General features: G+C 58.6%; 1 protein-coding gene. It reads left to right on the plus strand.

The window, feature by feature from the left end:
• A partial coding sequence (locus tag AWB83_RS37035) for a hypothetical protein (RefSeq protein WP_208636846.1) occupies nucleotides 1-213 on the plus strand: 213 nt, incomplete at its 5' end.
• Nucleotides 214-1,180 lie beyond the last annotated feature (967 nt).

The following is a 1,180-nucleotide window of genomic DNA, read 5'->3' on the forward strand; positions in this document are numbered from 1 at the left end:
GTGGATGCGACTAAAAACGAGTGTGAAGGTGCCGGAATTCATGTTCTTATAAGTCGGCCTGCGGTCGTGACAGGCGGCAGCACGCAGCGCAGAAAAACAATGATTGTCAGCGTTCCTAATCGACAAACAAAGACCGAAAAATCCGAAAACTCGCCGCGCGAGAAAGAAGGCGCCTCGCCGGAACGAGGAGCTAAAGGACCTCAACGTTTTTGAGGGAGTTGATCAGGTAAGCAGTGACAGCGGGCGCTAGCCAAAAAGCGCGGCGAGTTCGGCGGCGATCACGGCCCGCAACCGTTCGGGGCGGGTGCTCGGGGCTTTCTAGAGGAGGGGCGGGGGGTGACTTCGATGTCTTTCACACTGACGGCGAGGCCCTCTAATGACGAGGTTCGAATCCTTCGCTCGATGAGACAGGCGGGCCGATAGCAGAGTTGGCCGGATTAGACGAGACGTACCCAACCCTTACCATCTAGCCCTTCTACTACTGCCCCATATTGAACGGACGAAACCGTGCGGAGCTGGGGCGCGGTGCAGAAGAGTTGTGCGATAGCTTAGACCGGTCGGTCTGTACATCGGGGCAGGTGAGCGGACCTTTCATTGGAGGGGTCCGACTCATGGCGGCTCGGCGTGCTGCGTATCATGCCTCTCGGGGGAGTCTTAGCTGCTCTCGCCGGGTTCGCGAAGCTGACCTTCATCGCGTCCTTGTGATTGGTGCTGCGGGGAATGAGTCGTTGCATGGAGTTCGATGCGGCGAAGTGTTCGGTCAGTTGCATGCCGCCGCCATGCCCACCCGTATCGCTCACGGCGGGCTTGCGCGTGCTTCGATTTTCCGGGGTGCCTGCAATCTGATTAGATGCTGCTTTGCATCGGCGCTCGGGCTTCGTGTTCCCGACGGCAGCGCGTAGCGCGGTGCCGGATGTATGATTGCTGAGCCAGCCACTTGGACACACTAGCGTGTCAGATCGCGCGCGAGCCAAGCCGCGTTAGTTCTATGAGGGCGACACTTAGAGGCTGGGCCAATCCGAACGATGACGACGAGTCGGCTCGAGCACTCCGGGCCAAAAGCTGCTTTCTTTGGTTACTTGTATATTGCCTTCAGCGTTCGGAAACTGATCCCTTTCGCTCGCTCGAAGCGGTAGCCCGTTTGTGTTACAAGGGCTCGCAGCCCGAAAGAAAGCTGGTG

Origin of the sequence: Caballeronia ptereochthonis (assembly GCF_001545075.1) — a bacterium.
In the GTDB taxonomy this organism is placed as follows: Bacteria; Pseudomonadota; Gammaproteobacteria; order Burkholderiales; family Burkholderiaceae; genus Caballeronia; species Caballeronia ptereochthonis.